Origin of the sequence: Streptomyces sp. NPDC048643 (genome assembly GCF_040650615.1) — a bacterium.
Lineage (GTDB): Bacteria > Actinomycetota > Actinomycetes > Streptomycetales > Streptomycetaceae > Streptomyces.
The window spans coordinates 287,683-299,410 of the sequence record NZ_JBEZHO010000003.1; the positions used below are offsets into that span (position 1 = coordinate 287,683).

Below are 11,728 nucleotides of genomic sequence, written 5' to 3' on the forward strand. Positions count from 1 at the left end.
GCCCAGATATACGGAGGTCAGTGCTCAGGTGACTCAACCGTCGCCGAAGTGACCAGTTCTGTCAGGACTCCATGACAATCCTTGGGGTGGAGGAAGGTGATCCGGGACCCCATCGACCCCGTCCGCGGCTCGTCATACAGCACTCGGACGCCCTTGTTCCGGATATCGGCCGCGTCGGCGTCGACGTCCGCGGTGCCGAAAGCGATGTGGTGCACGCCCTCGCCGTTCTTCGCCAGCCACTTCCCGACGGCCGAATCCTCCCGGGTCGGTTCCAGCAACTGGAGGTAGGACGCACCCCCGTCGGACGTCTCGTTGATCTTGAGCATGGCCTCCCGTACGCCCTGCTCCTCGTTGACCTCGGTGTGGAACACCTCGAAGCCGTACGTCGCACGGTAGAACTCGACAGTCGTGTCGAGGTCGAAACAGGCGATCCCGATGTGGTCGATTCGCGTCAGCATGCTGCCAGTGCAGCGCTCCCGGCGTGGTTACGCAACGTGCGCGCGATCACACTGCGGGCCGGATGACGCATGGCCTACCGCTCAGTACATTCTCAGTAAACCCTCGTTCACTCCTCGGCTGTGCAAGCCGGTAAGGGGATCGCACCTCATGTCTGGAACGAACAGCACGACCTCGGTGATCGTCGCGGGCGCCCGGACGCCCATGGGACGGTTGCTGGGCTCGCTGAAGTCCTTCTCCGGGGCCGACCTCGGAGGATTCGCGATCAAGGCCGCCCTCGACCGTGCGGGCATCGGCGGCGACCAGGTGCAGTACGTGATCATGGGCCAGGTGCTCCAGGCCGGGGCAGGGCAGATCCCGGCACGCCAGGCCGCCGTCAAGGCGGGCATCCCCATGAGCGTCCCGGCCCTCACCATCAACAAGGTGTGCCTCTCCGGCCTCGACGCCATCGCCCTCGCGGACCAGCTGATCCGCGCCGGCGAGTTCGACATCGTCGTCGCCGGCGGCCAGGAATCCATGACCAACGCCCCGCACCTGCTCCCGAAGTCCCGCGAGGGATACAAGTACGGCGCCATCGAGATGCTCGACGCCATGGCGTACGACGGGCTGACCGACGCCTTCGAGAACATCGCCATGGGCGAGTCCACCGAGAAGCACAACACGCGCCTCGGCATCCAGCGGCCGGAGCAGGACGAGATCGCCGCTCTCTCCCACCAGCGCGCGGCCGCCGCCCAGAAGAACGGCATCTTCGAGGCGGAGATCACCCCCGTGGAGATCCCGCAGCGCAAGGGCGAACCCGTCGTCTTCAGCAAGGACGAGGGCATCCGCGCCGAGACGACCGCCGAGTCCCTCGGCCGGCTGCGCCCCGCCTTCACCAAGGACGGCACCATCACCGCCGGCAGCGCCTCCCAGATCTCGGACGGCGCCGCCGCCGTGGTCGTGATGAGCAAGGCCAAGGCCCTGGAGCTGGGCCTGGAGTGGATCGCCGAGATCGGCGCCCACGGCAACGTGGCGGGGCCGGACAACTCCCTCCAGTCGCAGCCCTCGAACGCGATCCTGCACGCCCTGAAGAAGGAGGGCCTGGAGGCCGGTGACCTCGACCTGATCGAGATCAACGAAGCGTTCGCGGCCGTCGCGGTCCAGTCGATGAAGGATCTCGGCGTGTCCACGGACAAGGTGAACGTGAACGGCGGCGCCATCGCCCTCGGCCACCCGATCGGCATGTCCGGCGCCCGTCTCGTCCTGCACCTCGCCCTCGAACTGAAGCGGCGCGGCGGTGGCGTCGGCGCGGCCGCCCTGTGCGGTGGCGGCGGTCAGGGTGACGCGCTGATCGTGCGGGTAGCCAAGGCCTGACACGCGTTCCACCCTGATCTCTCGTGAACGGAGCTGTGATGCAGGACGTCTCCTCGCTGGTGTCCCAGGCCAGAGAAGGGCGACCGCGGGCGGTGGCCCGGCTGATCTCCCTGGTGGAGGGGGCGGCACCGCAGCTCCGTGAGGTCATGGCGGCCCTGGCCCCGCTGACCGGCAACGCCTACGTGGTGGGGCTCACCGGATCGCCCGGCGTCGGCAAGTCCACCTCGACGTCGGCGCTGGTGACCGCCTACCGGCGGCAGGGCAAGCGGGTCGGCGTCCTCGCCGTCGACCCGTCCTCGCCCTTCTCCGGCGGCGCGCTCCTCGGCGACCGCGTCCGCATGTCCGACCACTCCTCCGACCCGGGCGTCTACATCCGCTCCATGGCGACCCGCGGCCACCTCGGCGGGCTCGCCTGGGCGGCCCCGCAGGCGATCCGGGTCCTCGACGCCGCGGGCTGCGACGTGATCCTCGTGGAGACCGTCGGTGTCGGCCAGTCGGAGGTCGAGATCGCCCGCCAGGCCGACACCTCGGTCGTCCTGCTGGCCCCCGGCATGGGCGACGGCATCCAGGCCGCCAAGGCCGGAATCCTGGAGATCGGCGACGTGTACGTCGTCAACAAGGCCGACCGCGACGGCGCCGACGCCACCGCCCGCGAGCTGAACCACATGCTCGGCCTCGGTGAGTCCCGCGGCCCGGGCGCCTGGCGCCCCCCGATCGTCAAGACGGTCGCCGCCCGCTCGGAGGGCATCGACGAGGTCGTCGAGGCGCTGGAGAAGCACCGGGCGTGGATGGAGGAGCACGGCGTCCTCGCCGAACGCCGGCTCGCCCGGGCGTCCCAGGAGGTCGAGACGATCGCCGTGACGACCCTGCGCCGACGCATCGGCGACCTGCACGGAGACCGCCGCCTCAGCGCCCTCGCCGAACGCATCGTCGCCGGCGAACTGGACCCCTACCGTGCTGCGGACTCCCTCGTCGAGGGCCTCACGGAGAACTGAACGACCCCCTCGGGACGGGCAGTTCGCGCCCGCCCGACGGGGAGGCCCGCTCGACAGCCGGTGGAGTCGGGGGCGGGCACACCGACGCGGGGCCGCGACGACGGAGAGATCGGCCGACGCCCCGGCGGTGAGCGGGACAAGCCCGCCCTGCGGTCCGGCCGTGGCCACGGGCGGCTGTCGTGGTGCCCGGCCACGATCACCGTGCGGAGGCCCGGCCACGATCAGTCCCGGCGCCGATCACCGTCGCAGGCTCGGTGACGATCACGTACGCGGGTTCGGTGACGATGTCGGCCCGGTCGCCGCGAGGCGGTCCGCCGCCGGTGCCCGCTCCGTGACGGGGCGCGGCCGGGAACCCCCTGGCCGACTCCCCGCGCGCGCTGTTACGTTGAGCGCATGTTCCTCCTCTTGGCATAGGGCCCGCCCAGGCCCGCGACGCACCGGCAGCACCGAGGCTGCGGCGTCGCGGCACTCCGGCGTCCCCTTTCCCGCCTCGCAGTTGAGGAACCACACCCATGTCCGGGTCATCCCCGCGGCCTTCGTACGCCGCGCTCTTCCGCATCCCCCACGCCCGCCGCACCTTCGCCGCCGCCCTGACCGGCCGCCTCTCGTACGGTCTCGTCTCGCTGGCCATGATGCTCACCACCATCCACGCCACCGGTTCGTACGCCGTGGCCGGCACCGTCATGGCCCTGTTCGGCGCGGCGAGCGTGTTCCTGTCGCCCGCCCGGGCGGCCCTGATCGACCGGCACGGCGCCCGCCGCGCCCTGATCCCCATGACCTCGCTGTACGCGGGCCTGCTCACCGCCTTCGCGGCGACCGCCTGGCGGCCCGGCGCACCGGCCCTCGCCATCGGCGCGCTGGCCGTCGCCGCGGGTACCTGCACCCCGCCCCTCGGCCCCACGATGCGGACGGTGTGGAGTCAACTGGTCCCCGACGAGCGGCTGTTGCAGCGTGCGTACAGCCTCGACGGCGTCCTGGAGGAGATCCTCTTCGTCTCCGGGCCGCTGCTCGTCGGCGCGGTCGTCCAGTGGGCGCCGCCCGCCGCCGCGGTCGTGCTGAGCGCCCTGCTGGTCTGGGCGGGAACGCTGGCGTTCGTCCTGTCGCCGGCTGTCGCGGGGGTCAGTCCGGCCAAGGCCGAGGCGGGCCGCAGCGGGCGCCGTCGGTGGGGCGGCCGGGCCCTCGCCCAGCCCGTCGTCGTCGCGCTCGGCGTCGGCCTGTCCCTCGGGGCCGTCGACCTCCTGGTCCTGGCGTTCGCCGAACAGCACCACCACCGGGCCGACACGGTGGCGTGGGTGCTCGCCGCGCTGTCGCTGGGCAGCGCGCTGGGCGGCCTGCTCAACGGCGCCGTCGACTGGCGTCTGTCCCCGGGCGCACGACTGCCCCTGACGGCCGGCGGCCTGGGCCTCGCCCTGCTCGCCGCCGCGTTCGCTCCGGGCCTCGCCACCCTGACCGTGGCGGTCGCCTGCGCGGGCTTCTTCGTCGCCCCGGCCCTCACCACGTCGTACCTGATCGCGGACGCGGCCGCCCCGCCCGGCTTCCGCACCCAGGCGGGCGCCTGGGTCAACACCGCGGTGAACGCGGGTGGTTCGGGTGGCGCGGCCGGGGTGGGCCTGCTGGTGGGCCATGTGTCCCTGGGCTGGTGCTTTGCGATCTCGGGGGCGGTGTCCCTGACGGCGGCGCTCGTCTCCCTGCGCGCGGCGCCCACGGCCCGCTCGGAATCCGGAGCGTCCGGAGTGTCCGGGGCGTCCGCGGTCGAGCGAGAGGTGGCGCCGGAGGACGTCGAGCCCAGCCGCGTCTGACCGGTCGGGCGCGGATCCGGGCCAGGACACAGGGCCGGGCGCGGGCGATGCCTGTGTGCATCGCCCGCGCCCGGCCCCGTCGATCCCCGACCGCCCGGTCAGTCGTCGTCCGAGCCGTGCCCCGAGTCGTCGTTCGCGTCGTCGTCCGAGCCGTGTCGCCCGTGGTGCTCCGGGCCGTCGTCCGACCCGTGCCCGGCTCCGTGACGCTCGGTGTGCCCGGCGCCGTCGTCCGAACCGCGGGCGTGCGTGCCGTCGTCGGAGCCGCGCTCCCGTTCCGTACGGTCGTCCGCGGCGTGCGTGGGCTGCGTGCGGTCGTCGTCGGCGTCGTGGTCGGTCCGGTCGTCCGCGTCGTCGTCCGACCCGTGGTCCCGGTCCGCGGTGATCCGGGCCGTGTCGAGGTCGACGCGCCACTCCTGCTCGACGCCCTTCGAGCTCAGGGTCTCCACCTTCCAGACGGGCGTCCTGCTGTCCTCGTCGACGTCGATCTCGGTGACCCGGCCCTTCGCGGCGGCGGCCCGGGCGGCCTCGGCGGCCGAGACGGAGGTGCCGTTCAGCGCCGCCCGCACCCGGGCGGTGTCGTCCTCGCGCTCGGTCCGGGAACCGAGGATCCTGCCTTCGGCGGGCGAGACCCGGACGTCGTGCCAGGTGCCGTCGCCGCCGATGATCTCGACCTCCCACACCACGGAACCGTTCTCGTCGTCGAGCTCTGCGCCGACGGCGGTGCCCGGTGTGTGGCCCAGGGCACGGGCGATGGCGTCCTGTGCCGTCACGGCCTTGCCGCCGGACCGGTTCGATCCCTCGACGCTCGCGTCGTCCCGACCGCCGTCCCGGCCGCCCTGCCGGTCGCCGGCCAGGTCGTCGTCCGCCCCCGGCTGTCCGCTCGCCCGCGTCGCCGGTGCCGTCGTGCCGTTGCCCGTGACGGCGAGGGACGTCGCCGTGCCCCCGGCGATCAGAGCCGCGGCCGCGACCGTGGCGATGACGATGTTGCGCTTCATGGAAAGCCCTCCCGAAGTCCACTGGTTCACGCTGTCCCGTCCCGGACGTTCCGCCGGAAGCGGTGCGACCGGGACGACGTGGACCAATCTGCGGGACGGACGCTGAAGGCAGCCTGAAGGAACCTGAAGCCGTCTTCAGGTTCGGTTTGCGACCCTGTCTCCATGCGCCTGTTGATCGTGGAGGACGAGAAGCGGCTCGCCCTGTCGCTGGCCGGGGGCCTTCGGGCCGAGGGCTACGCCGTGGACGTCGTGCACGACGGCCTCGAAGGACTGCACCGGGCCGCCGGGGGAGGCTACGACCTCGTCGTCCTCGACATCATGCTGCCCGGCATGAACGGCTACCGCGTGTGCGCCGCCCTCCGCGCCGGCGGACACGACGTCCCGATCCTGATGCTCACCGCCAAGGACGGTGAGTACGACGAGGCCGAGGGACTCGACACCGGCGCCGACGACTACCTGACGAAGCCGTTCTCCTACGTCGTCCTCGTCGCCCGGGTCAAGGCGCTGCTGCGCCGCCGCGGCCAGGCCGGAGCGTCCCCCGTGCACGTCCTCGGCCCGATCCGGGTCGACACCGCCGCCCGTCGCGTCCTGCGCGACGGAGACGAAGTCGCCCTCACCACCAAGGAGTTCTCCGTCCTCGAACACCTCGTCCTGCGGGCCGGCGAGGTCGTGTCCAAGGCCGACATCCTCGAACACGTCTGGGACTTCGCCTACGACGGCGACCCCAACATCGTCGAGGTGTACGTCAGCGCGCTGCGCCGCAAGCTCGGCGCCGAACTCATCCGGACCGTACGCGGCGCCGGATACCGCCTGGAGGCGCGGTGAGGCGGCTGTTCGGTTCCGTACGGGCCAAGGCGACCCTCGGAGCCACCCTGGTCGTCGCCGTCGTGCTGGTCGTCGCGGGGGCGGCCGTGCTCCTGTCGCTGCGCGCGGACCTCGTGGGCCAGGCGGACGCCCAGGCCGACACGGCGGCCCGCCACGTGGCCTCGCAGCTCGCCGCGGGCATCGCCTACAAGGACCTCGAACTCGGCGACGCCGAGGAACACCCCGTCCAGGTCGCCGAGGAGGACGGACGCCTCGTCGCCGCGAGCGACGACCTGGAGCGTGTCAGCGGCACGGGAGTCACCGCCGTGCGGCCGGCCCCCGCTCCCTCCGCGTCCTCCTCTGCCTCCGCATCCCCCTCAGCACCCTCATCCCCCTCTCCCTCCGCGAGCGCGACGGACGACGACGGCGAGGACGACGACAGCGGCGGAGACGACGACGGCAGGCGGGGCCGGGGCAGCGGCAGCGGGAACAGCAGCGGCAAGGGCAGCGGGAGCGACGACAGCGACAGCGGGAAGGGCAGGGGAAGCGACGACAGCGGGGACGACAGCGGCGACGACGACAGCGGCGGGGACGACGACGATCCCGCCGTCGGGGAGATCTCCGAGGACGTGCGCACCGGTCAGGGCACCGCGACCGTCGACGGCGACACCGCGGACTACCGGTTCGCGGCCGTCGAGGTCACCACACCCCAGGACGTCACCCTCACCGTCTGGGCCGGCGCCCCCCTCGCCGCCGAACAGGGCGCCGTCCGCACCGCCCTGACCTCCATGCTGATCGGCCTCCCCCTCCTCCTCGCCACGGTCGCCGCGGTGACCTGGCGGGTGACCCGGCGCGCGCTGCGGCCCGTCGAGGGCATCCGCGGCGAGATGGCCGCCATCACCGCCTCCCAGGACCTCGCACGCCGCGTCCCCGTCCCGGACTCGCACGACGAGGTCGCCCGGCTCGCCCGGACCACCAACGAAACGCTGTCCGCGTTGGAGGAGTCGGTGGAGCGGCAGCGCCGGTTCGTCGCCGACGCCTCGCACGAACTGCGCAGCCCCATCGCCTCGCTGCGCACCCAGCTCGAAGTGGGCGCCGCCCACCCGGAGTTGCTCGACGTGGCGGGCGCGGTCGAGGACACCGTACGACTGCAGCGGCTCGCCGCGGACCTGCTGCTGCTCGCCCGGCTGGACGCGGGGGAGCGGCCCGCCGACGGACGCTTCGACCTGGGCGCGCTCGCGACCGAGGAGGCGGAACGCAGGACCGGGATCGCTTTGACGGCCGAGGACGGGGTCCAGGTGTCCGGGTCCCGCGGGCAGGTGGCGCGGGTGCTGGCCAATCTGCTGGACAACGCCCGGCGCCACGCCCGTGAACGGGTCGAGGTCCGGGTGCGCGCCGACGGCGCGTGGGCGGAACTGACCGTCGCCGACGACGGGGACGGAGTCCCCGCCGGTCAGCGTGAACGGGTCTTCGAGCGGTTCGTCCGCCTCGACGACGCCCGCAGCCGGGACGACGGCGGCGCCGGCCTCGGCCTCGCGATCGCCCGGGACGTCGCCGTACGGCACGGGGGAACGCTCACCCTCGGTGAGGCGCCCTCCGGCGGAGCGCTCTTCGTGCTCAGGCTGCCGCGCACGGCTCCCTGAGGGGCTCGGCGACCTGCGGATGATCGGCGCGTTCGCCGAGGTGCCCCACGCAAAAAGCCGCAGCGCACTCGCGACGAGTGCGCTGCGGCCTTGGTTCCGTGCTCCCCGAGGGGTACTACGGCTTGCCGCGCTGTCCGCGCAGGTGCTCGGCGATCGGCCGCAGCGACTTGTGCAGGTCCTCGAGCGCCTCGGGCGACAGCAGGTCGATGAAGTGCCTGCGCACCGAGGCGACGTGGTGCGGGGAGACCTTCTGCATGGTCTCCATGCCGTGCTCGGTGAGGACCGCGTACAGCCCCCGCCGGTCGGACTCGCAGTTCTCGCGGCGCACCAGGTCGGCGCTCTCCATGCGCGTGATCTGGTGCGAGAGGCGGCTCTTGGACTGGAGGGTGGCGGACGCCAGGTCACTCATCCGCATACGGTCGCCCTCCGACTCGGAGAGGTTCACCAGAATCTCGTAGTCGTTCATCGTCAGCCCGAACGGCTGAAGATCCCTTTCGAGCTGGTACGTCAACAGCCTGTTGACCTCCAGGTGGGTGCGCCAGGCGCACTGCTCCGCATCGGTCAGCCAGCGCGTGGCCGTCTCGGTCTCCATAAATGAAGTCTACCTAAAATGTTGAAAGGCGAACTAGTGAGGGTGGTGTGACGGTGCGCACGCGTTCGATGTCACACTCCGCAGACTACCGCTCACAGCCCGAAGCGACGCTGGAGGTCCCCCAGCTGTCCGGGAAGGCGCGGTGCCCCGGACTGCTGCCCGTGCTGACCTTGGACCCCGCCCGCGCCCGGCACTCCGGCCTGCTGCGGGACCGCCCCCGTCGCCTGCTCCGCCATCAGGATCTCGGTCGACTGGAGCAGCACCGTACCCGCCCCCACGAACTCGAACTGGTGCTCCTCCCCGGACGCCCCGCCGAGGCCCGTCATCGCACGTAGACCGCCCATCACGCCTGTCATGTACCCATGGTCGTAGTGGTGGCACGGGGAGGGGCAGTCCGCCCACCCGACGAGGGCCTGCGGGTCCACCCGGATCGGGGGTTCCATGAACACCACCGGACCGTTCGACGCGGCCACGAACTTGCCCGTTCCGATCAGTGTCAGAAAGCCCGGCACGATCGACTGCTTCAGCGCGAGACTTGGCTGAAAAGCGAGCAAGTTGCCAGAGCGAATGGTCAGGTTGCCGTCGTCCAGGTCGTACGAATTCACGTCGAAGGCCCGGTCGGCGAGCAGCATCTTGCCCGAACCCTCCGCCACGACCCAGTCGCTCGCGTGCAGAGGCGAATGGAACGACGTACGCACCAGACGGTCCAGACGGCCGTGCCCGATCCCGTTGAACTCCATCGACCCGTAGTAGGCGATCATCTTGCCCTTCTGCAGGAACCACTGGCTCCCCTTGAGCTCCACGCAGAAGGTGTAGTTGTTCACGTTGTCGTCGACCGGCAGCGACATCGGATCGTGGACCACCGGGCCGCCCGGGACTCCGTACCCGCTCACAGTTTCTCCTCCGACGCCTGCACGAACACCGAACCGCTGCCGCTCAGCTCCAGCTGGAACGCCTCACCCGAGCCGCGCCCCACCATGTCCCGCCAGCCCAGCGCCGTCGACAGCTTGTTCCGCACATCCCCGTGATGCGCCACGTACGCCTGCGGATCCACGTGCACCGGGCGCTGCGGAGTGATCGGCACCTCGAACACGCCGCCGTGCGCCATCACCGCCACCGCGCCGTGCCCCTTCAGCGTCGTCGTGAACAGTCCCTGACCCGTCACCTGGCCCCGGACCATTCCCATCACACCGCCCTGCGAGCCCAGGAACATCGTCCCCTGCTGCAACGCGCCGTCGAACGCCAGCAACCGGTCCGCCTCCACGTACAAGGTGTCCCCGGACAACTCGATCACCTGCACGTGATGACCGCCGTGCCCGAACAGCACCGTCCCCGACCCCTCCACCGTCATCAGCGGAGTCGCCTCGTTCGCCAGTCGACGGCCGATCATCGACATCACACCGCCCTGACCGCCCTGGACGTTCGGCGTGAACGACACCTCGCCCCGGTACGCCAGCATCGCGCCCCGCTGACTGAACAGCCGCCGGCCCGGCACGACCGTCGCCTCGACCACCTTCGAATTCACCTCGCGGAACGGCATCTCACACATCCCCCGCGATCGTGTTCCGCTCACTGGGCTGCACGTAGACCAGACCGTCGCCCTCGAACCGCATCTGGAACGCCTCGCCACCGCCCTCACCGAGCAGCGTGCGGAACGTCACACCCGACTGCAAGGACTGCCGCACGTTCCCCTGGTGCGCGATGTACGCGCCCGGGTCCACCGTCAGCGGATACTGCGCACTCACCCGCAGCACCACCGCCGGCCCGTCCGACGTGATCGCCGCCTGGCCGTGTCCCTCGACCGTCGTCGTGAACAACCCGTTGCCCTGCGACGCGCCCCGCAGACCCGTGAACGTCGTCCCCGTCCGCAGCCCCGCGTCCGTCGCCAGCAGATTGCTCGACTCGACGTACAGCTTGTCGCCCTGGAGCCCCACCAGATTGATCTCCGAGGCGCGGTCCGCGAACCAGCACGTCCCGTGCCCCCTCACCTCCATCACGGTCATCTGCTCACCGGTCAGGCGCCGGGTGACCATCCCCCGGACCCCCTCACCGCCCCCGCTCAGCTTCTTGAAGGCCATCTGGCCGTCGTACGCGACCATCGAGCCGTTCTTCGCCTTCACGGCGTCCCCGGTCACGTCGACGGCCAGCACCTTGCTGCCTTGAAGTCGAAACATCGCCACGAAGCGACGGTAGCCCCAGCGTGCCGCCGCCGACAGAGTCTCCGGGAGGATCCCACCCCCGAGCGGCCCCCGGGGGGATCGCCGGACTCCCGTCCGAACACCCACCCGGACCCTCGGACCGGCCCCCCGCCCCCGGATGCCACAATGGATCCGACGCTTGTGCTTGCGTTCACAAAGCAGCGTCACCCCGCCAGCGAAACTCCCACCGAAGGTGACCCGTGGACATAAAGACCGCCACCGCACTCCGCCGCCTCCGCCTGGTCTCGGCCCCCGAAGCCGTCTCCTTCCTGCTGCTGCTCGTCTGCTCGGTGCTGAAGCGGACCACGGACTTCAACGCCGTCCCCGTCATGGGCGCGGTCCACGGTGTCCTCTTCATCCTCTACGTGATCTTCTGGGCCGACGCCTGGAACCGCGCCCGCTGGAGCGCCGGCACCGGCGTCCTCTACTTCGTTCTGTCCGTGCTGCCCACCGGCGGCTTCTTCGCCGAGCGCAAGCTCAAGCACGAGGCCGAGAACGCGGTCATCGCCTCCCGGGCCCGCCAGGAAGGGGTCGTCAACGCATGATCGTCGCCTTCTCCGTGACACCGCTCGGTGTCGGCGAGGACGTCGGGGAGTACGTCGCCGACGCCGTCCGCGTCGTCCGCGAGTCCGGCCTGCCCCACCGCACCGACGCGATGTTCACGTCCGTCGAAGGCGACTGGGACGAGGTCATGGCCGTCGTCAAACGCGCCGTCGCCGTCGTCGAGGAGCGCGCACCCCGGGTCTCCCTCGTCCTCAAGGCCGACATCCGACCCGGCGTCACCGACGGGCTCACCAGCAAGGTCGAGACCGTCGAACGGCACCTGTCCGCCTGACAGCGCCTCACCTCACCACCCGAGAACCCCGGTCCCCAGGACCGGGGTTCCCGCATGC

At 71.4% G+C, this 11,728-nt stretch carries 13 protein-coding genes; 7 read left to right on the forward strand and 6 right to left on the reverse strand.

Annotated elements, in window-relative coordinates:
• Positions 1–17: 17 nt before the first annotated feature.
• On the reverse strand, positions 18–458 hold the full coding sequence (gene mce, locus AB0C62_RS05100; RefSeq protein WP_362969672.1) for a methylmalonyl-CoA epimerase: 441 nt from the start codon (positions 456–458) through the stop codon (positions 18–20).
• 148 nt (positions 459–606) lie between these two features.
• On the opposite strand from mce, the gene AB0C62_RS05105 reads away from it, so the two are divergent.
• The 3 genes from AB0C62_RS05105 (at position 607) to AB0C62_RS05115 (ending at position 4,603) form a co-directional block, all read left to right on the forward strand.
• Positions 607–1,809: an acetyl-CoA C-acetyltransferase gene (locus AB0C62_RS05105; RefSeq protein WP_362969673.1), complete on the forward strand. Its 1,203-nt coding sequence runs from the start codon at positions 607–609 to the stop codon at positions 1,807–1,809.
• A gap of 38 nt (positions 1,810–1,847) precedes the next feature.
• A complete protein-coding gene (gene meaB, locus AB0C62_RS05110; protein WP_362969725.1) occupies positions 1,848–2,804 on the forward strand; it encodes a methylmalonyl Co-A mutase-associated GTPase MeaB in 957 nt (318 codons plus the stop codon).
• Between the two features lie 512 nt (positions 2,805–3,316).
• Positions 3,317–4,603, forward strand: coding sequence for an MFS transporter (locus tag AB0C62_RS05115; protein WP_362969674.1), 1,287 nt, complete (start codon positions 3,317–3,319; stop codon positions 4,601–4,603).
• A gap of 98 nt (positions 4,604–4,701) precedes the next feature.
• Here the strand turns inward: AB0C62_RS05115 and AB0C62_RS05120 are convergent, their stop codons facing one another.
• Positions 4,702–5,598: a PepSY domain-containing protein gene (locus tag AB0C62_RS05120; protein WP_362969675.1), complete on the reverse strand. Its 897-nt coding sequence runs from the start codon at positions 5,596–5,598 to the stop codon at positions 4,702–4,704.
• Between the two features lie 162 nt (positions 5,599–5,760).
• On the opposite strand from AB0C62_RS05120, the gene AB0C62_RS05125 reads away from it, so the two are divergent.
• Together AB0C62_RS05125 and AB0C62_RS05130 are read left to right on the forward strand one after the other, a co-directional pair.
• Positions 5,761–6,423, forward strand: coding sequence for a response regulator transcription factor (locus AB0C62_RS05125; RefSeq protein WP_362969676.1), 663 nt, complete (start codon positions 5,761–5,763; stop codon positions 6,421–6,423).
• Positions 6,420–8,045 (forward strand): HAMP domain-containing sensor histidine kinase, encoded by a 1,626-nt coding sequence (locus AB0C62_RS05130; protein WP_362969677.1) that lies wholly within the window; start codon positions 6,420–6,422, stop codon positions 8,043–8,045. Before AB0C62_RS05125 ends, AB0C62_RS05130 begins: the two co-directional genes overlap by 4 nt.
• Positions 8,046–8,160: 115 nt before the next feature.
• Here the strand turns inward: AB0C62_RS05130 and AB0C62_RS05135 are convergent, their stop codons facing one another.
• The 4 genes from AB0C62_RS05135 to AB0C62_RS05150 all read right to left on the reverse strand — a co-directional run bounded on the left by AB0C62_RS05135 (position 8,161) and on the right by AB0C62_RS05150 (position 10,811).
• The gene (locus AB0C62_RS05135) at positions 8,161–8,637 is read right to left on the reverse strand and encodes a MarR family transcriptional regulator (protein WP_362969678.1); all 477 of its coding nucleotides are present in this window, start codon (positions 8,635–8,637) and stop codon (positions 8,161–8,163) included.
• Positions 8,638–8,729: 92 nt separating this feature from the next.
• The gene (locus AB0C62_RS05140) at positions 8,730–9,530 is read right to left on the reverse strand and encodes an AIM24 family protein (RefSeq protein ID WP_362969679.1); all 801 of its coding nucleotides are present in this window, start codon (positions 9,528–9,530) and stop codon (positions 8,730–8,732) included.
• The gene (locus AB0C62_RS05145; RefSeq protein ID WP_362969727.1) at positions 9,527–10,177 is read right to left on the reverse strand and encodes an AIM24 family protein; all 651 of its coding nucleotides are present in this window, start codon (positions 10,175–10,177) and stop codon (positions 9,527–9,529) included. Before AB0C62_RS05145 ends, AB0C62_RS05140 begins: the two co-directional genes overlap by 4 nt.
• A 1-nt stretch (position 10,178) precedes the next feature.
• Positions 10,179–10,811, reverse strand: a complete 633-nt coding sequence (locus AB0C62_RS05150) for an AIM24 family protein (RefSeq protein WP_081221817.1) — start codon at positions 10,809–10,811, stop codon at positions 10,179–10,181.
• A 224-nt stretch (positions 10,812–11,035) separates the two neighbouring features.
• Here AB0C62_RS05150 and AB0C62_RS05155 point away from each other — a divergent pair, with 224 nt between their 5' ends.
• Together AB0C62_RS05155 and AB0C62_RS05160 are read left to right on the forward strand one after the other, a co-directional pair.
• Complete coding sequence (locus AB0C62_RS05155; protein ID WP_362969680.1) at positions 11,036–11,380, forward strand: DUF3817 domain-containing protein; 345 nt, start codon at positions 11,036–11,038, stop codon at positions 11,378–11,380.
• Positions 11,377–11,670: an MTH1187 family thiamine-binding protein gene (locus AB0C62_RS05160; RefSeq protein WP_081219490.1), complete on the forward strand. Its 294-nt coding sequence runs from the start codon at positions 11,377–11,379 to the stop codon at positions 11,668–11,670. Before AB0C62_RS05155 ends, AB0C62_RS05160 begins: the two co-directional genes overlap by 4 nt.
• Positions 11,671–11,728: the final 58 nt, after the last annotated feature.

Coding starts and splice junctions, on each gene's coding strand:
- AB0C62_RS05160 (WP_081219490.1), top strand. CDS start 11,377: ATGATCGTCGCCTTCTCCGTGACACCGCTCGGTGTCGGCGAGGACGTC.
- AB0C62_RS05150 (WP_081221817.1), bottom strand. CDS start 10,811: ATGTTTCGACTTCAAGGCAGCAAGGTGCTGGCCGTCGACGTGACCGGG.
- meaB (WP_362969725.1), top strand. CDS start 1,848: ATGCAGGACGTCTCCTCGCTGGTGTCCCAGGCCAGAGAAGGGCGACCG.
- AB0C62_RS05115 (WP_362969674.1), top strand. CDS start 3,317: ATGTCCGGGTCATCCCCGCGGCCTTCGTACGCCGCGCTCTTCCGCATC.
- AB0C62_RS05125 (WP_362969676.1), top strand. CDS start 5,761: ATGCGCCTGTTGATCGTGGAGGACGAGAAGCGGCTCGCCCTGTCGCTG.
- AB0C62_RS05145 (WP_362969727.1), bottom strand. CDS start 10,177: ATGCCGTTCCGCGAGGTGAATTCGAAGGTGGTCGAGGCGACGGTCGTG.
- mce (WP_362969672.1), bottom strand. CDS start 458: ATGCTGACGCGAATCGACCACATCGGGATCGCCTGTTTCGACCTCGAC.
- AB0C62_RS05135 (WP_362969678.1), bottom strand. CDS start 8,637: ATGGAGACCGAGACGGCCACGCGCTGGCTGACCGATGCGGAGCAGTGC.
- AB0C62_RS05120 (WP_362969675.1), bottom strand. CDS start 5,598: ATGAAGCGCAACATCGTCATCGCCACGGTCGCGGCCGCGGCTCTGATC.
- AB0C62_RS05105 (WP_362969673.1), top strand. CDS start 607: ATGTCTGGAACGAACAGCACGACCTCGGTGATCGTCGCGGGCGCCCGG.